The 24,325-nt window shown below is 39.6% G+C and carries 26 protein-coding genes; 10 read left to right on the top strand and 16 right to left on the bottom strand.

The features are described from left to right. Window positions 1–10: 10 nt before the first annotated feature. Window positions 11–1,402: an MATE family efflux transporter gene (locus KYJ26_RS04930; protein WP_308807543.1), complete on the bottom strand. Its 1,392-nt coding sequence runs from the start codon at window positions 1,400–1,402 to the stop codon at window positions 11–13. A 646-nt stretch (window positions 1,403–2,048) separates the two neighbouring features. Between KYJ26_RS04930 and KYJ26_RS04925 the strand changes: the two genes are divergently transcribed. Beyond that, the gene (locus KYJ26_RS04925; protein WP_198257875.1) at window positions 2,049–3,170 is read left to right on the top strand and encodes a cell wall-binding repeat-containing protein; all 1,122 of its coding nucleotides are present in this window, start codon (window positions 2,049–2,051) and stop codon (window positions 3,168–3,170) included. Between the two features lie 46 nt (window positions 3,171–3,216). Here KYJ26_RS04925 and KYJ26_RS04920 read toward each other — a convergent pair whose 3' ends face one another. The 11 genes from KYJ26_RS04920 to KYJ26_RS04870 all read right to left on the bottom strand — a co-directional run bounded on the left by KYJ26_RS04920 (window position 3,217) and on the right by KYJ26_RS04870 (window position 13,427). Next, the gene (locus KYJ26_RS04920; protein WP_198258023.1) at window positions 3,217–4,650 is read right to left on the bottom strand and encodes an MATE family efflux transporter; all 1,434 of its coding nucleotides are present in this window, start codon (window positions 4,648–4,650) and stop codon (window positions 3,217–3,219) included. 221 nt (window positions 4,651–4,871) lie between these two features. Beyond that, window positions 4,872–5,198 carry a four-helix bundle copper-binding protein gene (locus KYJ26_RS04915; protein WP_198257876.1) on the bottom strand — a complete coding sequence of 109 codons (327 nt, stop codon included), beginning with the start codon at window positions 5,196–5,198 and terminating at the stop codon, window positions 4,872–4,874. Between the two features lie 336 nt (window positions 5,199–5,534). Continuing rightward, the gene (locus tag KYJ26_RS04910; protein ID WP_198257877.1) at window positions 5,535–8,150 is read right to left on the bottom strand and encodes a heavy metal translocating P-type ATPase; all 2,616 of its coding nucleotides are present in this window, start codon (window positions 8,148–8,150) and stop codon (window positions 5,535–5,537) included. A 12-nt stretch (window positions 8,151–8,162) separates the two neighbouring features. Beyond that, window positions 8,163–8,486 (bottom strand): ArsR/SmtB family transcription factor, encoded by a 324-nt coding sequence (locus KYJ26_RS04905; RefSeq protein ID WP_159362693.1) that lies wholly within the window; start codon window positions 8,484–8,486, stop codon window positions 8,163–8,165. Window positions 8,487–8,694: 208 nt separating this feature from the next. After that, entirely contained in the window at window positions 8,695–8,850 is a 156-nt protein-coding gene (locus KYJ26_RS04900; protein ID WP_219166262.1) for a hypothetical protein, read from the bottom strand. A gap of 24 nt (window positions 8,851–8,874) precedes the next feature. Further along, the gene (locus KYJ26_RS04895) at window positions 8,875–9,186 is read right to left on the bottom strand and encodes a hypothetical protein (protein ID WP_198257878.1); all 312 of its coding nucleotides are present in this window, start codon (window positions 9,184–9,186) and stop codon (window positions 8,875–8,877) included. Window positions 9,187–9,205: 19 nt separating this feature from the next. Further along, on the bottom strand, window positions 9,206–9,616 hold the full coding sequence (locus KYJ26_RS04890) for a FixH family protein (protein WP_198257879.1): 411 nt from the start codon (window positions 9,614–9,616) through the stop codon (window positions 9,206–9,208). A 10-nt stretch (window positions 9,617–9,626) separates the two neighbouring features. Continuing rightward, window positions 9,627–10,211, bottom strand: a complete 585-nt coding sequence (locus KYJ26_RS04885; RefSeq protein ID WP_159644811.1) for an SCO family protein — start codon at window positions 10,209–10,211, stop codon at window positions 9,627–9,629. Between the two features lie 128 nt (window positions 10,212–10,339). Beyond that, window positions 10,340–12,445 (bottom strand): heavy metal translocating P-type ATPase, encoded by a 2,106-nt coding sequence (locus tag KYJ26_RS04880; RefSeq protein ID WP_198257880.1) that lies wholly within the window; start codon window positions 12,443–12,445, stop codon window positions 10,340–10,342. Between the two features lie 21 nt (window positions 12,446–12,466). Next, a complete protein-coding gene (locus KYJ26_RS04875; protein WP_159362698.1) occupies window positions 12,467–12,835 on the bottom strand; it encodes an ArsR/SmtB family transcription factor in 369 nt (122 codons plus the stop codon). A 97-nt stretch (window positions 12,836–12,932) separates the two neighbouring features. Continuing rightward, on the bottom strand, window positions 12,933–13,427 hold the full coding sequence (locus KYJ26_RS04870) for a ZIP family transporter (protein ID WP_219166261.1): 495 nt from the start codon (window positions 13,425–13,427) through the stop codon (window positions 12,933–12,935). A gap of 286 nt (window positions 13,428–13,713) precedes the next feature. Here KYJ26_RS04870 and KYJ26_RS04865 point away from each other — a divergent pair, with 286 nt between their 5' ends. The 4 genes from KYJ26_RS04865 (at window position 13,714) to KYJ26_RS04850 (ending at window position 16,445) form a co-directional block, all read left to right on the top strand. After that, complete coding sequence (locus tag KYJ26_RS04865) at window positions 13,714–13,953, top strand: FeoA family protein (protein ID WP_159362700.1); 240 nt, start codon at window positions 13,714–13,716, stop codon at window positions 13,951–13,953. Then, window positions 13,954–14,682: a FeoB small GTPase domain-containing protein gene (locus KYJ26_RS04860; RefSeq protein ID WP_198257882.1), complete on the top strand. Its 729-nt coding sequence runs from the start codon at window positions 13,954–13,956 to the stop codon at window positions 14,680–14,682. Continuing rightward, window positions 14,660–16,057, top strand: a complete 1,398-nt coding sequence (locus KYJ26_RS04855; protein WP_159644799.1) for a nucleoside recognition domain-containing protein — start codon at window positions 14,660–14,662, stop codon at window positions 16,055–16,057. Before KYJ26_RS04860 ends, KYJ26_RS04855 begins: the two co-directional genes overlap by 23 nt. Before the next feature lie 64 nt (window positions 16,058–16,121). Continuing rightward, window positions 16,122–16,445: a YnfA family protein gene (locus KYJ26_RS04850; RefSeq protein WP_159362703.1), complete on the top strand. Its 324-nt coding sequence runs from the start codon at window positions 16,122–16,124 to the stop codon at window positions 16,443–16,445. Window positions 16,446–16,487: 42 nt separating this feature from the next. Here the strand turns inward: KYJ26_RS04850 and KYJ26_RS04845 are convergent, their stop codons facing one another. Continuing rightward, a complete protein-coding gene (locus KYJ26_RS04845) occupies window positions 16,488–18,326 on the bottom strand; it encodes an LTA synthase family protein (protein WP_198258024.1) in 1,839 nt (612 codons plus the stop codon). Between the two features lie 187 nt (window positions 18,327–18,513). Between KYJ26_RS04845 and KYJ26_RS04840 the strand changes: the two genes are divergently transcribed. After that, on the top strand, window positions 18,514–19,359 hold the full coding sequence (locus KYJ26_RS04840; RefSeq protein WP_198257883.1) for a COX15/CtaA family protein: 846 nt from the start codon (window positions 18,514–18,516) through the stop codon (window positions 19,357–19,359). 14 nt (window positions 19,360–19,373) lie between these two features. Here KYJ26_RS04840 and KYJ26_RS04835 read toward each other — a convergent pair whose 3' ends face one another. Next, on the bottom strand, window positions 19,374–20,225 hold the full coding sequence (locus KYJ26_RS04835; protein WP_198257884.1) for a cation diffusion facilitator family transporter: 852 nt from the start codon (window positions 20,223–20,225) through the stop codon (window positions 19,374–19,376). 267 nt (window positions 20,226–20,492) lie between these two features. On the opposite strand from KYJ26_RS04835, the gene KYJ26_RS04830 reads away from it, so the two are divergent. Together KYJ26_RS04830 and KYJ26_RS04825 are read left to right on the top strand one after the other, a co-directional pair. Next, complete coding sequence (locus KYJ26_RS04830) at window positions 20,493–21,410, top strand: YIEGIA family protein (RefSeq protein ID WP_159362706.1); 918 nt, start codon at window positions 20,493–20,495, stop codon at window positions 21,408–21,410. Window positions 21,411–21,434: 24 nt separating this feature from the next. Next, window positions 21,435–21,623, top strand: a complete 189-nt coding sequence (locus KYJ26_RS04825) for a capping complex subunit for YIEGIA (RefSeq protein WP_159362707.1) — start codon at window positions 21,435–21,437, stop codon at window positions 21,621–21,623. A 71-nt stretch (window positions 21,624–21,694) separates the two neighbouring features. Here KYJ26_RS04825 and KYJ26_RS04820 read toward each other — a convergent pair whose 3' ends face one another. Both KYJ26_RS04820 and KYJ26_RS04815 read right to left on the bottom strand, forming a co-directional pair. Beyond that, window positions 21,695–22,114, bottom strand: a complete 420-nt coding sequence (locus KYJ26_RS04820; protein ID WP_159362708.1) for a disulfide oxidoreductase — start codon at window positions 22,112–22,114, stop codon at window positions 21,695–21,697. Next, the gene (locus KYJ26_RS04815; protein ID WP_198257886.1) at window positions 22,115–22,777 is read right to left on the bottom strand and encodes a thioredoxin domain-containing protein; all 663 of its coding nucleotides are present in this window, start codon (window positions 22,775–22,777) and stop codon (window positions 22,115–22,117) included. It abuts the gene before it with no gap. Window positions 22,778–22,997: 220 nt separating this feature from the next. On the opposite strand from KYJ26_RS04815, the gene resA reads away from it, so the two are divergent. Together resA and KYJ26_RS04805 are read left to right on the top strand one after the other, a co-directional pair. Next, on the top strand, window positions 22,998–23,528 hold the full coding sequence (gene resA / locus KYJ26_RS04810; RefSeq protein ID WP_198257887.1) for a thiol-disulfide oxidoreductase ResA: 531 nt from the start codon (window positions 22,998–23,000) through the stop codon (window positions 23,526–23,528). A gap of 15 nt (window positions 23,529–23,543) precedes the next feature. Continuing rightward, window positions 23,544–24,251, top strand: coding sequence for a cytochrome c biogenesis CcdA family protein (locus tag KYJ26_RS04805; RefSeq protein WP_198257888.1), 708 nt, complete (start codon window positions 23,544–23,546; stop codon window positions 24,249–24,251). Window positions 24,252–24,325 lie beyond the last annotated feature (74 nt).

Below are 24,325 nucleotides of genomic sequence, written 5' to 3'. Positions count from 1 at the left end.
AGAACCCATTCTAAAGGGTTCTTTGTTTTTGATACGAGATATCTGTTACGATTTCTATGTTATTTAACCATTTTCCATTATGGAATCCTCTATATAGAAAATATGCCCGAAATGCATTATCCAATCCAATCGCTATCCAAACCCCTAATATACCCCATCCGAAATACATCCCAAGCAAGTATACCCCCAACGTACGGATGATCCATATTCCAATCATGGTCAAATACAATGGTGATTTGGCATTTTCTGCTCCTTGATATATTCCAGTCATGATGAGAACAATCGCTAAAATAGGCTGAATAAAAGCATCCACCTTTAAAGCTATACCAATATTCTTAATTGCTTCTTCCTCAACTGTGAAAAAAGAACCGATCCACTCTCCGCCAAAAAATAAAAAGACTCCAAATATCGACATACATGCTATTCCTAAGTATACGGAGTACCTCGCTGCCTTTTTTGCAAGATCGTATTCTTGTGCCCCTAAATAATCACTGACCAATGTAGTTGCTGCCGTTGCAAATCCATACCCAATCATATAAGAAAAGACTTCAATATTACCTGCTATCTGATGTGCAGCAAATAATTGAGTTCCCATATACACAATGAATCCAAAGTAAAGCACCTGGCCGATCCGCATGGCAAGCCTTTCTCCCATTGCTGGAGTGGCTAATTGGAGCAGCAATTTCTGAAGTGTTGAATCCCAACTAAATAATGACGATTTGCGTATGAACTTCTTTTTATTAAGGAAGATAATCAATAACAAAACACCTGTTAATCTGGATATGACTGTAGCCCATGCAGCCCCTTCCAAACCAAAGGCAGGGATGAAAAAGAAACCAAAGATTAAAATATAATCAAGCAAAATATTTAATAAGTTTATGATGATACTAACAACCATTGGGGTTTTAGTATCTTTCATCCCCCTTAAAATGCTGTTCATACTGAACATCAAAGAAATTAAAAGTGACGGGATACCAACGATCCTAAAATATATTACTCCCTTTTGTAGGACTTCTCCCCCCAGACCCATCATCCTTAATAATGGCTCAGCAAATACAATGGTAACTAATCCAAATACAAGACCAAGAGCTAAAGCCAAGAGAATTGATTGACCCGCAACATTCTGGGCTTTTTCCTTATTCCCTGAGCCTGAATATTTTGCGACATAGACATTCACTGATACTCCCAGAGACATAAATACCGCAATATACACTGCAAGTAACGTATTAGCCACTCCGACAGCGGTTACTTCCTCCAAACCGATTTGAGCGACAAAATAAGTATCTACAAACCCAAGTATGGTCTGAAAAAAATTGTCCACGACGGCAGGAATTGCTAAAGCTAAAATAGCAAAGATCATCTGTTTGTTTGTAAAAGCAGGCTCACCACTGATAAAAAACACTCCCTTCTTTCTTTTTACTCTGTACGGTACATAGGTAAGGTATTTATTTAATAATTATCTTTTATTAACTTAATGTCAATAATTTTCAGATAATTTTAATTATTTATATAAAAAGTGCTTAAGCAAAAGAAAAACGCCTTCAAAGACGTTTTTTCAACTTGTAATAAATTTATTTTCAGAAGAAGTTTTGAACTTTTATTTTTTTGGTTGAAAAGATATGTCCTAAAACAAGCAGGAAATGACTTTTAATTACAAATAGAAGCATAATTTTGACTCAATTATATAGAAGCATAAGCATACCTAAAAATACAAATATATGGTCTCAACTCACCGATGTTACTTGAACTTTAATATCCCATTAAATTAAACATAAGTCTGCATTCATTGTTAATAATATAGAATTGTTGCCTTGTAAAAATATACAAAACTTACCATTAAGCCACCCTTATATAAAGCTCCTTTTTTATACATACTTAATACATTTCAGTAATGTATTGGTACTTTAATGCAATGTTTAGATTAACCATACAAGCGTAATTTCACACCCATAAAATAATCGAATAAAAATAGAATTCTTTTATCTGCAAACAATCTGCAATCCCTTGGGGAATATGCTAATTATATTCAATATTTATAGGAGGATTCGATGAAAACACATAAACAATTAGAACAGTTTGCCAGTAAACCTAATTCTTATAATGATCGCGCAGGGGTTAACCTTAAGACGTATGATACGAAAAATGTCTCGAGACTAAATACAGATAATACGCTGGAGGCTTCAATCTATACTTCCCAAATGATTTGGCCGGCCACACATGATGAAACGAGACCTGGCACGGTTATTCTTTTCCCGAATAAATCGTGGAGTATTGGCTTGGCCTCGGTAAATTTTATTCATCACCCAAATAACGGACCTGTTTTTCATTTTGACTCGGAAGGTGTGTCGGAAGAAGTGCTTAATGAAATCGACAGACTACAACCTAAAGGAAATTCTGAAGGGATTCAAATAATGGTTATGGGAGACATTACTGATCATGTGAATGAACAATTGGCTTCTTATAAGGTTAAATCGTTAACAGCAGAGACGGCTGCTCAGTTTGCTTTTAAAGTCGATGAGGAATATGCAAGATTGACAGATGAGTATCCTGAAAATATCCTCGTTGTATCCTCCGAGGATCATGCGAAGCTTTTTTCTCTAGTAGCTGGTTATTGGATTGCTCATATGCCTGAGCCCATTTTATATGTAGAAACGAATGGCGTTCCATTAGAAACAATTAAAGCCCTTAAGAAAAGAAAGAATCCAAATATTTATATTGTAGGGCCTGAAAAAATAATTTCTAAACAAGTAGAAGAAGAACTGAGCACATTTGGTGGCGTTACTAGAATTCCAGGAGATAATCCTGTCGAAGTCTCAATTGAATTCACAATGTTTAAAGACCAGGATAGTGGTTTTGGATGGGGTATCGACAAGCCAGGGAGGGGGCTTTCCTTCATCTCAACCTCCCAGCCTGAATTGGCCATTACTACAGCTCCATTTTCCCACCTGGGAAAGCATTGTCCGCTAATTTGGCTGGACCAAGGTAAACTGGAGGACTCTGTTTATCATTTTCTTGCAAAGATTAAACCTACTTTTCAAGATAGTCCTCAAGAAGGTCCATATAATCATTCCTATTTAATGGGGAGTATTGAAACCATCTCTTATGAGACCCAGGGGATAATCGATAATAAGCTTGAAATCGTTGCAGAAAGTGACGGGGGACACCACTAAATCATGAAATAAAAAAAGATGGAGCCAAGAATCGCTCCATCTTTTTTTAGTAGTTATTCACACACGCTGACATATTCTCCTTCGATGTTTGAGGGTGGCAATGAGATTCTGGGTCTTCTTCCGGCTCCACTTTCACAACAATCCACTTGTCACGATGAAATTGTACGGTTAGTACGACGGCTCTAAAGGCAATATCCAAACCAATCGCCATCCAGACACCTAGCAGCCCCCATTCAAGCTGAATGCCCAATACATAAACAAGTAACGTTCGGATAGCCCACATACCGATTCCTGTTAAATACATCGGAAATTTTGTATTATTCGCTCCTTGAAAGGCACCTGTTAAAACAAGGACAACTGCCAAAAATGGCTGAAACACTCCTGATACTTTCAATGCTGTTCCAATGTTTCCGACCACTACTTTGTCTTCTGTAAATAAACTTCCTGCCCATCCGCCTAAGCTAAATAATATGAGTCCAAAGACAGCCATACTTCCAACTGCTAAAAACACACACAGTTTTGCATATGTTTTCGCTTCATCAAACTTACCGGCTCCAACCTGCTGACCTACCAGAATCGTTGCTGCTGTGGCAAATCCAAACCCGATCATGTAAGAGAAGACTTCAATGTTACCAGCAATCTGATGAGCTGCGAATACATTGGTTCCAAGAGCCACAACAAATCCAAAATAAACAATTTGACCTGCCCTCATAATCAATCGTTCTCCTGCTGCGGGAGTCCCTAGGATAAACAGCTCTTTTAAATGAACAGGATCTACTTTCCAATATTCTTTTTTGAAAGTTAATGAAGTATTTTTTTGAGTATAGCGAAATAGTATAAAAGTTCCTAGTGCACGTGCTACGACTGTAGCAGTTGCTGCACCGACTATTCCCATTTCAGGTATGACCCAAAAACCAAAGATAAACACGTAATCCAGTGCCGCATTCACAATGTTGATGATAATACTCGTCTTCATCGGGGACTTTGTGTCACCTGCCCCCCTGAGAATAGCACTCAAAACGAACATCAAGGCCATAAATACAGATGGAATGGCAACAATCCTAAAATATGTCACCCCTGCATCCAGTACATTGCTCTCAATCCCCATTAATTTAAGCAACGGCTCTGCAAAAAATATAGTAATAATTCCAGTGATTATACCCACAACAATCGTTACAATAATTGATTGTTGTGCAATGTGCCGTGCTTTCTCTATTTTATTGGCACCTATAAAGTTAGCAATATATACATTAGCCGCGACCCCAAGGGCCATGAATAGAGCGAAATATATAGCGAGTATAGCATTTGTTACCCCTACAGCCGATACTTGTATTAGGCCCAATTTTGAAACAAAGTACGTATCAACGAAACCTAAGATAGTCTGAAAAAAGTTCTCCACAACTGCGGGTAGAGCGAGTAGAAGGATCAGCTTTATCTTTTTTCTGTTAGTATCTGCTTCTTGAACCTCTTTTCCTTCAATGTTTGTCGTCAGTTTTCACCACTCCTAACATTATTTTCTCCCATACCTATATCTTTCCCTGAAAATATGAATAATTTATGCAAAACAAAAAAACGCATATGTATTAAGGATAAGCATTCACTTGAAAAGTCAAAATATCGTTTCTCATTTTGATTTCATATTTTATTTAATTGCTGAACATAAAACAGGGGAGACATTCGAACTGTCTCCCTTGTTTGGGTTTAAGCGATTTTTTTACACTCTTCTGCACAATTAAAACAAGCATCGGCACATTTTTGACAATGATCATGTTTATGTTTCTTACATTCTTCTCCACACGTTTCACAAATCTTCGCACACACTTGAGCCAGTTCAGATGCGAATGGTGTTCCCATTACTAGGGATTGTTCTAAGTATGCACACATATCCGCGCATTCTCGATCTAACCGGATGCACTCTTTCATCATGTTGATATCTTCTTCCTTTAAACAAGCATCGTAGCAATGATTACAAGCTTCCATACACTCATGCAGGGCTTTGATAACAGATTGGTACCTTTCATGTGACATCTTACATTCCTCCTTGGGTGGGATTTGAGTTATTTGTTACATAATTACTATATCCAATTATCAAGCCAGTAAACGGATAAATAATTTTTTTATCGGTCGTAGAAAGTTATTTTTCGTTTGCATGGATAGTGCATATTTTGGGGGTATAAATCGTAATGCTCACCGGAGCTACCTGGTCAATTGATATTTGTGTTCAGCAAAAGAATTTGCAATCCAGCATTTAATAACAGAAAGGATGTGAGCTTCTTTGACTTAACAAAGAATCTATCAATCAAAAACAGACCACTTAATTAAAAGTGGTCTGATCTGTTCAGTGAACACGGAAACAGCTCTCAACTATTTTACTTTTAAAAGGCGAAGAGCATTTAATATGACAATGATTGCAGCCCCTGTATCGCTCAGAACTGCCAGCCACAGTGTCAGCCAGCCAGGGAAAATCAATGCCAATGCAACAAATTTCACAATCAATGAGAACCAGATGTTTTGTTTGATGATTGTGAGTGCTTTTCTGCTCAAATTGATCGTGTGAGGCAGTTTTTCAAGATTATCCGCCATTAATACAATGTCGGCCGTTTCCATCGCAGTGTCTGTGCCTGCACCGCCCATTGCGATTCCTAAATCAGCGGTGGCAAGTGCAGGCGCATCGTTAATGCCGTCCCCGACCATCGCTACCTTGTGGCCTTCGCTTTGTAACTTCTTAATGGCATCTACCTTATCTTGAGGTAAAAGCTCAGCAAAATAACGATTGACGCTTGCTTCCTTTGAAATCATTTTGGCGGTGCCTTCATTATCGCCGGTCAGCATCACGACCTGGCCAATTCCAACTTTTTTCAAACCATCCAATGCTTTTACAGTCGTTGTACGGATCGAGTCAGCAACAGAAATGACTCCGAGGATCTCCTGTTTTGTACCGACGATCACGACCGTCTTCCCTGTGCTTTGTAGCTCTTGAACGATTGTTTCAGCCTCGTCTAAAGGGAGGTTCATTTCTTCAAATAGCCTTGAATTTCCTGCATAGTGTATGACCCCATCAATGGTAGCCTGAACCCCTTTTCCCACTATGCTTTTAAAGAACTCCCCATCTTTAGATTCAATCCCTTTCTCATTGGCAAACCCTACAATAGTTTGTGCAATCGGATGTGTCGAATACTCTTCTAATGTCAGAGCAATGGATAACAACTCTTCTTCTGTTGCATGAAACGCCTTTACTTCAGAAACCTTTGGCTTCCCTTCGGTTAAGGTACCCGTTTTATCAAACGCAATGGCCGTAATCGCTCCTGCTTTTTCAAGGAATGTACCACCTTTGATTAAAACACCGTTCTTCGCTGCATTGCCAATTGCCGAGACAATCGCGACAGGTGTGGAAATGACAAGTGCACATGGACAGGCAACGACTAACAATTCGAGCCCTTTGTAAAACCAATCTCCCCAAGTACCAAAGCCAACCAGAGGCGGAAGAACCATGACGACCAACGCGAGCACGAACACAATAGGCGTATACACAGCTGCAAACTTATCGATGAACGCTTGGGTAGGGGCCTTCTGTTCCTGGGCTTCCTCCACCAGGTGAATAATTTTTGCAATGGTTGTATCTTCAGCAAGCTTCGTGACACTTATTTCAAGAGACCCATTCTCGTTTATTGTTCCCGCATAGACCAAGTCTCCGGCTTCTTTATCCACCGGGATGGATTCACCGGTGATTGGGGCTTGATTGATACTTGATTCACCAGTTATAATTTCCCCGTCCAGCGGGATTCTGTCCCCGGGTTTCACAATTAATACTTCACCAATCTTCACTTCTTCTACTGGCTTCTTCTTTAACTGTGCCCCTGCTTTAATCCATGCTTCAGATGGTGCCAGATTCATCAAGTTCCGGATAGAATGTCTGGTTTTCTCAATTGACATGTTTTGAAGGGAAGTTCCCAAGGCAAACAGCCAAACCACCGTGGCTCCTTCAAGCCACTCCCCAATCAATGCTGCCCCAATTGCAGCTGCTGACATCAATACATTCATGTCCAACGAACGGCTTTTGATCGAATAATAAGCACTTTTAACCGGCTTATAGCCGCTGATGAACATAGCAGCTGCATACAACAGTGTGGTCACCAGATAGGAAACATCTGTTAACGACCCTAAGAAACCAAGAGTAATCAAAATTCCGGAAGTGATGATGACTCCATATCCTTCTTTTCTATTTGAAGTTTCAGTGCTTCCATCCTGCTTTGATTGCAAGGATGCATGAAATCCAATCTTTGAAACTTCAGAAACGATGTCTTCCACACGGTTCTCATGATTCACTTTCATTTTTCCCGTTGAGAAATTGACACTTACATGCCGGACTTCAGGAATCGTATTTAAATGGTTTTCAATGCTCTTGGCGCAGCTTCCACAATCCATCCCCTCAACAACATATATCTTCAGATTCCTGTTTTGATTTATGGGTTCGATCTTAAATCCGAGTTTTTGTACTTCTGATTCTACCAAATCAAAATTGCTGCCTGCTACTTGAAGCTTTGCAGAATTATAGTTCACCTTCGCTTCGTCAATTCCCTCCACCTTTACGAGAGCTTTTTCAATCGACAATCCACAAGAAGGGCAATCCATCCCATAAATCCGGTAATCAGCTTTTTCAGATGTGGATGAAAAAGCTTCAGTCTCCCCAGTCCTATGATTGCTGGATGAGCAGCAAGACCCGTTTTTCACATCAACATGTTCGGTCGTTCCAGTACTGCTGCAGCATGATTTCACAGAATCTTTATTTTCTTCGATTTGGTTGCGTTCATGGTTGAACGCAACCAATCCCTCTTCCTTTTTACGCGAAGTTTCTTGGCTGTTGCAGCAGCCTTTAGGTTTTTGTTTTTTCTCAACATTACCTTGACTGCTGCAGCAGCTTGCTGTTCCGGTCTCCTTGCTGGTTTCTTTTTCTCTTGAGTTGCAACATGACTCTCCCATTCAATCCACCCTCTACACGATATGATTGCTGCAGCACGCAACATCATTTTCAACTTCATCCAGCACCACGTCAAACATATCAAGCAAATCACGGACATGCTGGTTGCTTACACTATAATACGTATACTTTCCTTCCTGCCTCCCGACAATCAGACCGCAACCCCTTAAGCAGGCAAGATGCTGGGAAATGCTCGACTGGCTCCCATCCAGTTCCCCTACAATCTGAGAAACTGTCTTTTCTTCCGTTTTGATACTCTCTAATATCTGTATCCTGATTTTGTGGGCAAAGCTATGCAGGAATTTCACCTTTGTATTCAAATCAATTTTTGTACTCATATCCTTGTCTCCTATCACATTAGATTTTTCTAATATGTACAACTAACATATTAGCAATTTCTAATATATGTGTCAAAATTAATTGGAATTTGTGCTACAGGGTGAAATACACAGGTAATTCGGAAACAAAATAAAAGAGCTCATCCATATGGACAAGCTCTTCGATAAGTACTGATGTACCAAGATAGCAGCAGGCGATATAGCGGCCCTACTTATTGTCAGGTGATGCAACAGCCCCTGAATGATCACCTGTTTGTTCCAACTTCTGAAGCTCTTTGGATGACTTTCTCTTAAAAAACAGAACTACTAGACCTGCAGGAATTGATAAAATCAAATAAGCCAAAATGAGGTTAATAATATCCATCTTCTCATTCCTTTCTATTGTGTATCACCATTCAAATTTAGACTCCCCTGTCACGCGGTGAAATAAAGTCGTCTTCTTTTTAGTGAGTGCTTCTTCCGTACACGAAGAATTTGCTTCATAATCAAGTTCATCAAGTTTCGCAACCGTTGTTTCTTCCAAGAAATTTGTAGCATCAGTCTGATTGAAACAAGGAGGCGCAATATATGTCTTTTTATCATGATCAAGAATCACCCTGGTTGAATCCGGAGGGCTTAAGTTAAATGGCACATAAAAGAATACAGCCATCCCGACAATCAGAATAATACTTGCAATCCGAATATATTTAAACAATCTCAAAATCTGTTGCACCTGCTTCCTATTGCACATTCACTTCTACTTTTGGCATGTTGTGAAGATCCCTTGCTGTTACATGGGCAATGATGAAATACTTCCCTTTTTCATCGAACGTATAGTCGATGGCATATATTCCATCCTCTTTAAGCTCAGCTTCTTTCTTTATGTGATCTTCCTCAGATACACCTTCCTTCCAGATTTCAAACAGGACTTCATCTGCATCGGACACCTTTTCTTCACCTTGGGTAACGATGGCGCTTACTTGATTGGTTTTACCGGCCGAAAGTTCACCCGGATCGGTTTTCACTTTAACTTCTAACATTTGAGGCACTTGACCTTCTTTTTTGTCATTTTGATTTTCGTCGGACCCGCAAGCTTCCAGAATCCCAATTGAAAGCATGATACTAAACAAGAAAATGATTCTTTTTTTCATCTACTCCACCCTATTCATACGATTTTTTCAAAAGCTTGATGTCGGATACGATTTCTTCATAAGGGACATCCTGTACCCCGCTGTAATTCTTGACAACTTTCCCTTCTTTATTCACCAAATAGAAGCTGGTGCCGTGGATGACTTGGTCTGAGGAAGGGTCATCCCTTACCAATGCCTTAAACGACTCTTCGGCAAGCGAGCTAATTTCTTTTTGATCATATCCAGTGAGAAGATCCCATTTCTTTGTATCCGCTTCGTAGCTGCTTATGTATTCTTTTAATTTTTCCGGAGTATCAACTTCCGGATCAACGCTGAATGAAACAAACCGGACATCGTTGATTCCTTCCTCTTTTAATTGTTTTTGAATTTTCGTTAGGTTATACGTCATTGGAGGGCAGACAGTTTCACAACTGGTAAAGATGAAATCCGCAATCCAAATTTCGCCTTTCAGATCTTTTAACCCTACCTCTTCATTATTTTGGTTCGTATAGCTGAAATCCCTTACCTTCCAATCTGTTTCCGCTTCAAATTCTGCACACCCGGAAAGAACAAGCATTGCAGAGATGAGAATACTAATCCAATAATATTTCTTCATTATTCGTCCTCCTGTGTATTAATTATCATAAATGTATCACGAGCATCGGGCTGGACAATGTATGAAAAATGATCATAATGTGACAATCATAATTAAAAGGAGCAGATACCATCCTGCTCCTTTTATTATTATATAGCTTTTTGTTTTTCCCCCAGCATAACCGTAAGACTTATCAATGTGACCAAAATAGTTGCGCCCATATCAGATAAGATGGCAATCCATAGTGTCAATAACCCTGGAATGGTCAAGAGCAATGCAATCAGTTTTAATCCCAATGCCAATGAGATGTTGATCTTAATAATTTTATTGACCCGTTTAGCAATCTTTATGGCTGATGGGAGTTTCCCAAGATGATCCTGCATCAGTACGATATCGGCTGTTTCTATTGCACTGTCCGTTCCTTTGCCCATTGCAATGCCCAAATCCGCTGTCGCCAATGCCGGAGCATCGTTAATACCGTCACCCACCATGGCAACCTTTCCTTGGCTTGTGAGTTCTTTTACTTTAGAGACTTTTTCATCCGGGAGGAGACCAGCAAAATAGTCTGTCAGTCCCACTTGTTTTGCCACTTTTTCTGCTGTCTTGTCATGGTCGCCTGTCAACATGACCGCATTTTTAATACCAGCTAAATAAAGGTCTCCTATAATTCCCTTACTTTCTTCCCTGATTTCATCCGTGATCCCAAATAGTCCAAGAACTTCTGTATCACTTGACACAATCACAAGCGTATATCCCATGTCTTTTAGCGTTTGAATACTTCTCTTCACTTCAGACGGAACGGAAAAATCGAGGCTTTTCTCATTTCCTACTTTGTAGGTTTTCCCATCGATTACTGCGGATACTCCTTGACCCGAGATCGTATTGATTTCTTCCGGTTCTGAATATGTTTGGCTTTCAGCGTCTTCGCTTATCTTTTTCATGACTGCTTTTGCGATTGGGTGTGAAGAGGATTTCTCTATTGACCCAGCTATTCGGAAAAAGTTTTCTTTCTCGTACACCACCGTTTCCTCTACATAAGGATGCCCTTTGGTCAGAGTGCCGGTTTTATCAAATGCAATCGTATCAATTTTCCCTAGCTGCTCAAGGAAAACGCCGCCTTTGACAAGGATTCCGTTCTTCGCGTTACGGGCAATACCGGAGACGATGGCAATTGGAGAAGAAAGAATCAATGCACATGGACATCCGACAATGAGAACAGCCAGCCCTTGATAAAACCATGAACCCCAATCCCCATCTAAAAGAAGAGGCGGTACCAGCATCACTAAAGCGGAAACTGCCATAATGAGTGGTGTGTAATAACGGGCAAACTTGTTTATGAATTGTTCTGTCGGTGTTTTTGTTTCCTGAGCTTCTTCCACCAGGTGCAGGATTTTTGCTAGTGAAGAATCTTTGTATTCTTTTGAAATCCTTACCTTTAATACGCCTTCATTATTGATACTTCCACCAAACACCTTTTCGCCTGGCCCCTTTTCAACCGGCATGGCTTCTCCTGTGATGGCTGCTTCATTGACAGAGCTTTTACCTGATTGAACCACTCCATCGGAAGGAATCTTTTGTCCGGATTTGACCAGGACAATGTCTTCAATCATAAGCGAGCTTATGGGAACCACTCTTTCTTCTCCGCCTTCAAGGAGAATCGCTTCTTTAGGTGCAACCTTCAGCAGTTCTTCCATCGACTTCCTGGCCTTTTCCATCCCCATTCCTTCAAGCAGTTCATTGAGCCCGAACAGAATGGCAACCAATGTTCCTTCTTTCCATTCCCCAATCGAAAAAGCACCGATGAGCGCGATTGTCATGAGAGTATCAATATTGAATTTGAACTTAAGTAAGTTTTTTGCTCCTTTGATGAATGTCGGATAACCACTTGTTGCAGCTGCTGTTAAGTACAAGAGAACGGGTACTATATTGTCCAATTGTGTATCGACATATATGGCAGATAGAAAAATGATTGTAGAGATTCCCAGCAATATCTTCATGGTACTGCTGTTAGTGTGAGAATGATCATGATCGTGGTCATGGGAATCATTGTCACCTTCTTGATCTTTCAAGATGGCAGCTCCATCCGAAGAAAGGATTTTTTCAACCCTTTTAAGATCGACACCTTCAGTCAGAACCATCTTACTGCTGTTATAAAGTATTTTGGAGCCTTCCCCATTCTCGAGCTTATTGATTTCCTCTTCCATTTCCCTCGCGCAATTTCCGCATGAGAGTCCTTGCAGTTTATATTCGTTCATATTGTATCCCCCATTAAAACATTAGTGATGTCTGGCGTGGTGCATGGTTTGTTGAAGCATATTCATCACGTGATCGTCATCAGCAGAGTAATATAGAGTCGTTCCTTCCCTTCTATATTTAACCAAGCGTAAATTCTTCAGAAAACGCAGTTGGTGTGAAACAGTTGTTTGCAATAATGAAAGTTTTTCCGCGATCTGATTAACTGAATGCTCTTCCTGTGCAAGCAGATGAAGAATCTTTACACGCGTAGGCTCAGATAAAGCTTTAAATGTCTGAGTGACAATAAAGAGCGTTTCCTCATCAATGTCTTCGCAATCGCTCGTTTCTACCTGATCAACCTTTGTTTTGTTCAATTCAATTAATTTCTCGTCTTTTTCATTTTTCCCCATACTGACACTCCTATCCTATTCCAATATATGATTATGTGTTCATGTATTATAATTTATATGATAAAAAAAAGATCTGCTTTTGTCAAACAGATTTCCCTCACGTTTCAAATAAATGCATCAACGCATAGATTAGCGATCCTAGTGCAACACCAACAACCCAGTTTGCTATATGTTCATTCACTTGATAATTAGTACCAGCCAACACAGAAAAGTAAAAGACCAGAGTAATAACGATTACAGAAGCACCCGCAGAAGCAAAACGCACCTCATTTCCTTGTTTGAACAATAGACCCGCTATTCCTACCCCCTCACCTAAGTGGTGGATGAACATCCCCTTCAATTGCTTCATCGCCAATATTCCATCGATGGCTGACGTGACCCCAATACTGAAACCAGTCGGAATGCTATGCAGAATAAAGCCTGAGATCATTGCAATGAATGGCAGCCTCCTGCTCGTGCTTATTTTCCGATTAGTAAGCCGAGTCAATGCATAAAAGAAGACAACAGCATTTGTACTCCCCAACAAGACACCAGTGTAATCGTACTTCCCAATAATATGCGGAATGAACTCCAATATTATAAATAAAACCATGCCTATCCCAATCAAGTTCGTGAGGATTTTTTTATTCTTGCCAATCAGATTATATGTAAAAATACCGATTACACCCCCTATGATTAAAGGAATCCCTACGTATAAACCTGTATAAATGTGAATATCAGCACCCCCTTTCCACTAGTTAACTTTATTCAGTAAAAAGTACAAACATTCGTCAATAAAGCTATTGACAAAATCAAATTTCGGTCATACGATAAAGAAAAAGTTGCACTAAGGAAAAAAAATAAACTTAATAAAAAATATGTGAAGGGTGGTAAAACAAATGCCTTTGTCCACAAATAGACTATATGACCTTGAAGAAGGCAAAAGTATGAGAATTACAGAATTGCATCTTACTGGGGTAATGAGAAGACGATTATTAGATTTGGGTTTTGTACCTGGGGGCATTATCACGTCCGTTAAGAAAAGTCCTTTAGGCGATCCCACCGCATTTCGAGTAAGTAATACAATGATTGCTTTAAGAAAAGAAGAAAGTACAAAAATTATTGGGGAGCTGGTTTAATTGGATAACCAAAGGACATATCGTATTGCACTGGCAGGTAATCCGAATACCGGGAAATCAACTTTGTTCAACCTGTTGACTGGTTTACGCCAGCACACAGGAAACTGGCCGGGTAAGACTGTATCCCAGTCAAAGGGTTACTTCGATCATCTGCAGACCTCATATGAAATCATTGATCTGCCTGGGACGTATTCACTGTTTTCAAATTCACTTGATGAAGAAATAGCCCGGAATTATATTGCTTTTGAAAAACCGGATATCACTATTGTTGTATTAGACTCCACCTCCTTAGAGAGAAATCTCAATATTGCTTTACAGGTAATGGAGATTACGAACAAAGTAGTGATTTGCTTGAATTTAATTGATGAGGCTGAAAAAAAGGGAATTCATATCGATGAACAAAAACTACGTAACACACTTGGAGTACCTGTATTGAAAATATCAGCACGAAATAAAATCGGAATAGAAAACATGCTGAACACAATCAGTGACATCGTAAAGAACAACCGTACGTTTGCTCCCATTAATATCAAGTACTCAGAGGAAATAGAAAATAAAATCTCAACGTTACAACCTGACATCGAAGCTGTATATGATGATTTTCTACCATCAAGGTGGATTGCACTGCGACTGTTGGAAGGTGATGAAAGTGTTATTGAAGAATTAAATCAGCGAGTATTTAAGAACAGAAAAGGAGGGAAAGAGTATGAATTTGCATCAGGAGAGTAGTGGTGAAATCACTTTACTTAAACAAAAAGCTTTTAATCTTTCCTCTGAATCAATACGTGATGAAATTGTATCAAGTGCATTTCGGCATACACAGGCCATTTGTCAAGACGTGACAAAAGTGAAGGATCAAAGCAAATTGTTACACACAGAAAAACTTGATAAAATCCTTACCTCAAGATTATTTGGGTTTCCAATTATGCTTGCAATGCTGGGAATCGTCATTTATTTAACAATTGCCGGCGCTAATGTTCCCTCTTCCATGCTTGCCAGCTTTTTTGGATGGCTTGAAGGATACCTGACATTGGGATTCCAGACCATCAACGCTCCTGATTGGCTTCACGGGGTACTAGTATTGGGACTTTACAGAGGAACATCTTGGGTAATCAGTGTTATGCTGCCGCCAATGGCCATCTTCTTTCCAATGTTTGCCCTTTTAGAAAATTACGGATATCTGCCCAGAGTAGCCTTTAATATGGATCGTTTGTTTAAAAAAACCGGTGCACACGGAAAACAATCCCTCACAATGGCAATGGGATTCGGATGCAATGCAGCTGCAATCATGTCTACCAGGATCATTGAATCGCCTCGTGAAAGAATGCTTGCGATCCTTACCAATAATTTCGTTCCTTGTAACGGCCGATGGCCAACACTAATATTGCTTGCATCCATATTTATGGCTGCCGGATTCACCGGTGCTGCTGGAACTCTTGTAACTGCAGGAGTTGTGGTCGGGATGGTCGTATTTGGTATTATTGTTACACTTGCAGTCTCATGGATTCTTTCAAAAACTGCACTCAAGGGAGTTCCAACCCATTACACATTGGAACTGCCTCCATACCGCAAACCACAATTTATGAACACCATCATAAGAGCGACAATTGATAAATCAGCCTTTGTATTAAAAAGGGCCATTGTCATTGCCGCCCCAGCTGGTGTACTAACTTGGATTCTGGCTAATATCATGGTCGGAGATACGAGTATCTTAATGCATATCGTCCAGTTTCTGGATCCGTTCGCACAACAACTTGGCTTGGATGGATTTATCTTAATGGCATTCATTCTGGGTCTCCCTGCAAATGAGATCGTTCTCCCAATCCTATTAATGGGATACTTATCGACCGGAGCAATGATCGAGGTGGAGGATCTGGATTCATTAAAGAAAATTTTCATTGATCAAGGGTGGACCTGGATCACAGCTTTAAATATGATGTTATTTTCACTACTCCACTACCCTTGCGGAACGACCCTGATTAATATCTATAAAGAAACAAAAAGTAAAAAGTGGACATTCTTGTCCTTTGCAATCCCTACAGGTTTGGCTATAGCAGTCACGTTCGCAATTGCTCAATTAGCAAGGATCTTCGGGTGGGTGTAATATATCATCACCAGGTCTGTGATATGATCAGATCTGGCTTTTATGAAAGGGAGGTCGTTTCTATTTGTTAACTGCCATCATATTATTTATCGTTGCCGGGCTGGCTGAAATCGGAGGAGGGTATCTCGTCTGGTTATGGCTGAGGGAGAACGCTTCTCCGTGGTATGGAGTATGGGGAAGCCTTATCCTGGTTCTTTATGGGATCATCCCTACTCTGCAGAACTTCCCCACGTTTGGAAGGGTATATGCTGCATATGGCGGAGTATTTGTCGTTCTCGCAATCCTGTGGGGATGGTGGGTTGATAAGAACACCCCGGACATGTATGACTTTATCGGTGCAGCTATTTGCCTCTTAGGAGTTTCAGTGATTCTTTGGGCACCAAGATAAAAAGCTGAAGTTACCTCTAGTAACTTCAGCTTCTTCTTTAGGTTATTCACCTTGTTTCTTCTCTTCTAAAAACCGTAACAGGTCCCCATAAACTACCTGATCCGAATATTTGAGTTGGTCTTCTGCCTGATTGATATAGGGCTCACATGCATTTTGTTCCGTCAGCTTTTCTGTACTCTTGTCATAACACTTCTGATCGGTATACACGTACTTATCTGTAATGAAGCTGCCGTCTCGGAGTACGACAAACTGATCAGGATCCTTCGTAAATAAATCCGATCCGAACTGGATGTCTTCATCTGGCTTTATCCCCAACATGTTTAATATGGTCGGTTTCACATCGATTTGTCCGCTTACATTTGATATGGTGCGTCCATTTGTTTCACCTGGAATATGAACAATCATCGGGACCCGTTGAAGCTGGGTATTTACGAATGGGGTGATTTCTTTACCTAAATACTGCCCCATTGCTTCATTATGATTTTGAGAGATTCCATAATGGTCCCCCATGATGATGAAGACTGAGTTCTCGTATAAACCTTCCTCTTTCAACCTTTCAAAAAATTGCTTTAATGCTTCGTCTTCATACCTGACTGTAGTGAAGTAACGATTCACCGTTCCGTCATTTGAAGTCCATTCCGGGATCGACTCATCCTCTTGTTCAAGAGAAAAAGGGAAATGGTTCGTCAACGTGATGAATTTTGAATAAAAAGGCTGTGAAAGCTCTTTTAAATATGGAATCGACTGTTCATAAAATGATTGATCCTTCAAACCCCAGCCTATCGAGTTTTCATTATTCACCTCATAATACGATTCGGAGTAGTAGTTTTCATACCCCAGGTTTTTATACATAACATCCCTGTTCCAAAAGCTTTTGTTGTTGGCATGGAACACCGATGTTGTATATCCCTTTTCTTTTAACAAAGATGGAAGCCCATTATACTCGTTCTGAGCATGTGTGAAAAACGCTGCTCCTCTTGGCAGTCCATACAATGAATTTTCAAACAAGAACTCAGAATCGGACGTTTTCCCTTGTCCTGTTTGATGATAGAAATTATTAAAATAATACGTATCTTCTTGTCTGATTAGTTGGTTCAGAAAAGGTGTGATCACTTTTCCATCCACTTTATTATTTATTACAAAGTTCTGAGTAGATTCAAGTGAAATAACAAACACATTCTTTCCTTTTGCAACCCCCGTCATTTCTTCATTTACCGGTCTCTTTATTGATTCTGTGTAGTTCAAAACTTCAGCCAGCTCTGAATTATCCGCAAGTGCCCGATTCATATTCGTCTTAGCCTGCAGAAATCCATCATACAGATGGTAATTGAACACTCCTAAATTTTTCACCAGCATCTGACGGTCAAAGGACCTGGTCAATAGCTGGGGTCTTTCTATGTTCGCAAGACCGATATTCAGTAATAGAATAATGACAGAAGCGAATGCAAATTTGAAATGTTTTCTCTTGTTTTCAACTATCTTCACATATTTTAATAGATAAGTGATAAGCATAAAGTCAGCAATCAAAAGAATATCCAACGGATTCATTAGACTGACTATACTCTCTCCCAAATCCGACGCGTTATCTGTTTGAAAGAGTACCGGCATTGTAATGAAGTCATTGAAAAACCGATAATACACCACGTTAAAATAGAGAATGAACGTTCCAAGGATATTGGTGACCAAAAGCTTCCATTTCAGTGTCTCTTTCTTACCGATCGCCACCAGGGACAGGATCAGCATGATAGACCCTGCATTCGCAAGGAATAGAATCAGTTCCTGCATGACATTCTCAATCTCCAGGTTAAAGACGAACCGGCTGACTACATATGATTTTGCAATTAAAAAGATGAGAGTCAACAAAAAGAAATTGTCTCCCATTTGTTTCTTTAATAAGTTCAATTTGTATCAACTCCATAAATCTATTATTGTTTATCTGACATTACATGAATGGTGAACGTTATGTGAAAACCGCCTTAAACGTTTGTGTTGAAACGCTCGAACCTGTTAATATATGAACATATATAAATATAACATCTAGTTTAACATGAAAGGACTACTATGAAAAATGAAATATAATTTCTCCTTATTTACAATCAATGTAACGATTGCTGCATTAATTCTTGGAAACTTAGTGGTTGCAACAAATTCAGGCGATGCCTGCGGTACTGATTGGCCATTCTGTAATGGGAAAATCATTCCTGATATAACCGATTATCACATAGTGATCGAATATTCTCACCGTGTGTTTACCACACTGCTCGGGCTGGTCATTCTTATTAACGCAATCTTGGCATGGAAGAAATCATCCGATAAAGCAGTAAAAGTCATTTCGGTTCTTTCAATGATTCTCTTATTTATCCAAGCTATGATTGGCGGGATGAATGTATTACTGGGAACACCAACCGGCTTCACGACACTTGATGTGATGTTTAGTCTATTTCTATTAATCTCTCTCATTTTCCTTCATGCAGGGTTAAATAAAAGACCTGAAAACAGGGATCTGGAAGAATTAAGAATACCTTTGTTTGTTGGATTTACAACTCTTATGACAGAGGTGCTAGTAGGTGCTCTCTTTAAACATTTTGAACTAAGTCAACTTCTATTCGAAATAAACACCGTAGAAATCGAACTGGCAACCTTCGTATATTTGATGCATGGTGTTTTAGGAATGGTCACACTATTCTCTACAGGGTATGCACTATTCCTTTCGTTCAGGTATAAAGTGATGAAGAAACAAGCCTTGCTATTGATTTTGCTGGCTGGATTTACAACCTTTGGAGGATTTATTGCCAAAACGGAGGAACTCAGCCCAATCTCTTCATCTCTACACATGATTTTTTCCATTCTTACCGTAGCATTGCTTAGTCATATGACAGCAATCTGCTATTTTAATACTAAGAAGAAAAACTAGGCAGTTTCTTATGCCTAGTTTTCTTTTATATGAATTTCTATAGTGGAATGCTTAATATCAAGGTGTGAAACAAAATCCCTTACCTTCTCTTTTATCTCTTCTTGTTTTTCGCATGCAAAACCCTTCGAAGTATATAAATGAGTAATCATGGCATTCTCTTCTCCATCGATCGACCAGATATGAAGATGGTCAACTTTATCCACGCCGTTTATACTCTTGATTTGTTCACGAAGGGCATCCAAATCCACTTCATCAGGCACTGCATCAAGAAAGACCTTCATCGTTTTAATAAGGTTTCTAACAACGTTAAATAGTACAAAACAAGTAATCACAATGGAAAGAATGGGATCGAGAATATGAATATCCTTAAACATCATCACGATACTGATGATCAGGACCCCTACCCAGCCAAGAATGTCCTCAAGAAGGTGCCAGGACAGAACCTTTTCATTCATGGAGCTTCCACTATGTAACCTCCATGCAGCGAATCCATTTATCGCCACACCTAATATGGCAAACCACAACATCCCCTGGGCATCTGGATGAGTAGGATTAAACAATCTGGGTATAGCCTCAGTCAAAACGAAAATCGACCCGAACAGCAATACGGTCCCGCTGATCAACGCGCCCAGTGCTGAAAACCTCTTGTATCCGAAGCTGTACCTATTGTTCCCTTCTTTATTTGAAAGTCTCTGTAAATACCATGATCCCCCGAGCGACAGACTATCTCCCAAATCATGTACAGCATCAGACAATATCGCCATACTATTAGTGAGATATCCTCCAATGAACTCGATAATAGTAAAGATTAGATTTAAGAAAAAGGCCAGCCTGGTATTTTTGGTAGATGAATGATTCTTGGACAATTTGCATCACGCTCCTCTTACACTATTTTTTCATCTTTTTTCCTTTCTTATAAGCAGCAATGATAAAGAACGTATAAAGAAGTACAATGATCAAAATAAATAAACACGTTAATAGAAAGGCAGTCTCCACAATTTGAACCTCCTTATTCATTAATATCCCAATATGAACACATATACACATATAAATGCAAGGATAAACCTCGAATAAACCACAGACTATTTCCTAATACTAATCCAGATCGATCCCATTAATCGAGGTGATACACCATGGAATCAGCCGGTATAACATCAAATGAACTAATTACCATTGTCAGTGCGATTGTGATTGGAACGATCGCGAGAATCATAACCATCAAAGAAGACTTCAGGCAGTATCCCAGTTACCCCAATGGTTATCTTATTCAAATCATTACGGGTTTTGTAGCAGCGGCACTCGGGGCCGTGGCAATTCCTGCTTTACTCAGCAAAAACTTTGTGGCTGTGACATTCCTGACATTGGCTCTTCAACAATTTAGAGATGTAAGAAAAATGGAAAAGGAAAGTTTAAGTGACTTGGAGGAAACAGAATACACCTATCGAGGTAAAGCATACATAGATGGAATTGCCAAAACATTCGAAGCCAGAAATTATATTGCATTTATCGTAGCGCTCGTCACTTCTTTCACGATTTCCCTTCTCCGAAACGCTCTCGATTTGAACAATCTAATGATTTGTATAGTCGGGGGTGCATTGGCGGGTTTCGCACTCTTATATTATTTGCAAAGATTCACGAAAGGCAAGACGATCGGGGATATTGCAGAGGTAAAGGAAGGAAAAGTAGACGTAAAACATTCATCCCTTTATGTAGATGATATGTATGTCAGCAACCTGCTCGGAACGGACAACGCTGAAAAGCTATTTACAGAAGAAGGAATGGCCGTCGTCATCTACCCTAAAGAAAATCATTTCAGGATCAATTTGGATAACTTCGGACAACGGCAGGCTGCTTTATTCGAAGCATGCCGGGCATTGGGTGTCAAACGCTATCAATTCACAAGAAAAGATTATGTGGATGGAAAGGTCATGATCACTCTTGTTCCAATCAAGCGCGATATAGATGCATTCATCGAAGCCGTAAAAAAATGTCCCTTACTCGAAAGCACGAAAAAATCTCATGCTGTTATGAAAACCAACTTGAAAGGGTGAGTCTTCTTGGGCAGGGAAAATTCAATGAAACCTTCATATCAAATATTGGCATACTTAACTTCAGACCGTGACAGGGTAATAAATGGAGGACCGCTTCTTTTATACAGCGACAATCTTGAAGATTTAAAGCAAATGACGGTCGATATAGCGAAAGGTTTAAAAGCAGATGTTGTACAGATGACGAACGGTGATTACCTGGTTATCCGAATATAAAATGAGCCATGATGTTCCATGGCTCATTTGTTGTATACAATTTCCATTTCACATGAATATTGGCTGCATGATTACCTTTTATTTGCTGATAGCAGAGTAAAAATAGTAATAAATACAAAAGCTGTGAGGGCCAGGAATGGAATCGTGATGAATCCGAGCCAATTAATATATTCGGCATTGCAGGGAACACCACTCGCACAAGGCTTGATTCCTCCGAACCCTTCAACTTTTTGCTCCAAATAATGTAATATGGAAATCGTACCTCCAACAATCGACATAGGAAGTATGATTTTTCTAAGTCCGCTATCATTTTGAAACGTCGCCACTCCCAGAATCAACGTCAATGGATACATGAATATTCTTTGAAACCAGCATAATTCACAAGGAATGAACCCTCTTATTTCACTGAAATATAAACTTCCAAGTGTCGCAATGATTGAAACGACCCATGCACCATAAAGAAAATATTGACTTCTGCTAACTTCCTTCATCTACTCTTGTCCTTCTTCAATCAACGATTTAATACGCTCGTAATCATACGGATCCTCAAGCTTTACCCCATTGATGATTACAGTCGGTGTTTTCTCCACCTTGAACTCTTCCACTAGGGAATTATCTAGCTCGAGTTGTTCCTTGAACGTTTGCTGCTCAATATCCTGCTTTAACTGTTCAAGGTCCATATCGGTCGTATTACCCGCTACTTCCAACAGCTTTTCCACTGTAATCCACGGGGCATCATGATCTTCTTTGGGCTGCTGGTTAAATAGTTCTTTTTGGAATTCCCAATAAGAGTCAGGATCGTGTTTATAAACTGACTCGGCAGCTAACGCACCCAAAGTTGATTCCTCACCGTGAAAGAGCACATTTACATAGGATAAATTCGCTTTCCCGGTATCAATGAAATCTTCTTTTAGTTGAGGATAAATCCTTTCCCCCCATGCCTTACATGCAGGACACTTAAAATCACCGAACTCGACCACCGAGACAGGTGCATCCTTTTCACCTAAAAGGGGCTGATTTTTTGTGTCTGGATGAGATTCCAATGTTTCATCCTTGTTTTGCGACTTGGTGTTCAGCATAACGATTGCCGCCAATATGACAGCTACTAACACAGTAAGTAATACGAGATACTTCATCGGGGATGATTTCTTCATAAAAGTACACCTCTTCAAAATTATTAAAACTAGCTTCATCATATCAGCTGTCAGAATCATCAATGAACCAAAATTATTACAGAATTTCAACAATCTTCTGAACTGCGTAAAAATGCCATGCTCTTCTATTGCCCGAAACAAACTAAACTGTTAATTTAAATGTACATTCAAATATATATTAGATTCAAACATATTCTACTAGAAACTGTGAGGGAAAACAATGAAAAAAAGAAAGAGAAGATTGGTACGGACGGGCATTTTACTTGTATTAATCTCTGCTGTCGTCTATACACTCTATCTAAACGCTACGAAAGATCGAGCTATCATAGGGGAAGGGGACATGGCACCAGATTTTAAATTAGAAACGTTAGACGGTGATACAGTTCAATTAAGTGATTATAGAGGGAAAGGTGTATTTCTGAACTTCTGGGGCACTTGGTGCAAACCGTGTGAAAAAGAAATGCCATACATGGAGAAGAGCTACCAACAATTTAAAGATAAAGGCGTTGAAACGTTAGCAGTTAATATTGGAGAATCTGATTTCCTTGTCAACAAATTCGTTAAAAAACATGGTCTGAGCTTCACTTTTCCAATGGATCGAAATCGTGATTTGATTGACACATATGGAATAGGACCTATCCCGACGACATTCCTTATTAACCCTGAAGGAAAAGTAGTAAAAGTAATTACGGGAAGTATGTCACAGCAAGACATTCATGATTATATGAATATGATCAAGCCAGAACAATAAAGGAGAATTGAAATTGTGCAAGAATTAAACATTTTATTTGCTTTCGGAGCAGGCTTGCTGTCTTTTCTATCACCATGCACGCTCCCCATCTACCCAGCTTTTTTATCGTATATAACAGGCATGTCCATAGATGAATTGAATAGCCGTAAAGGAATGCAGAGAAAAGCCATTTTACACACAGTTTTCTTTTTGATCGGTTTTTCAATCATCTTCATATTCTTAGGTGTATCGGGGTCTTTCATCGGAAACTTTTTCTTGCTGAATAAAGAATTACTCCGCCAGATCGGGGCCATATTCGTCGTATTTTTCGGATTGGTGGTTTCCGGTCTCCTTAAGTTTGATTTCTTGATGAAAGACAAAAGGATTCAATTTAAAAGGCGGCCATCTGGTTATTTGGGTACGATGTTAATTGGTATCGGTTTTGCTGCCGGATGGACCCCTTGTACAGGTCCCATTCTAGCGGCAGTCATTTCGCTTGGTATCACAGACCCTAATGCAGGGTTGTTCTTTATGGCGTGGTACATTCTTGGCTTTGCCGTCCCGTTCTTTGTGCTAAGCTTTTTCCTTGGTAAAGCAAAGTGGATCAATAAGTACAGCTCAAAAATCATGAAAATCGGGGGGTACTTAATGATCTTTATGGGAATCATTTTATACTTTAATTGGATGAATCCCATTATTTCCTTTCTTACGAATTATTTATTTGGCGGTTTTACGGGTTTCTAGGCAACCTTGTAGCATTTATTACAATTTACTAACCCCGTGACATTCCACCCATTTAATAATGATGACAGGAATTT

It is taken from the genome of Rossellomorea orangium, assembly GCF_019334305.1.
Lineage (GTDB): Bacteria > Bacillota > Bacilli > Bacillales > Bacillaceae_B > Rossellomorea.
Note: the sequence above shows the minus strand (reverse complement) of the source record. Positions and strands in the feature narration are given on the sequence as shown.